Annotated in this window: 1 protein-coding gene; it reads left to right on the top strand. The window is 72.8% G+C overall.

The window, feature by feature from the left end:
- Positions 1 to 62 precede the first annotated feature (62 nt).
- On the top strand, positions 63 to 360 hold a 298-nt coding region (locus AC5RUJ_RS18735; protein WP_494156572.1), incomplete at its 3' end, for a hypothetical protein.

Below are 360 nucleotides of genomic sequence, written 5' to 3' on the forward strand. Positions count from 1 at the left end.
TGTGCGCCGCAGCGTCCTCGGTCGGGGCCGCCGCCGGCCGGCGATGGCCCGAAGCCTGGCCGGTGCTGGAAAGAGCCCAGGGCTACCTGCTGCTGCTCGCCGGGCTGGGCACCGCCTACTACGCCTTCTTTGCTGTCCGGAATGCCGCGGGGCACCAGGTCGAGGACCGGCTGATCGATGCCGCGCACGGGGCCCACGGGTTGCTTACCGATGTGCTGTACGCCGTCCCCGCCTGGTTGGTTCCAACTGCCTACCTTGCATTGATCGGCTGGCTACTGCTGCGCAGGCGGCGTCCCGGGCCCCCGGAACCTGAGTCCGGGCACGACCGGGCCGCCACCCCTGCTCCGGCCGCGGCGCCCG

Source organism: Arthrobacter sp. Y3223164 (genome assembly GCF_059091005.1).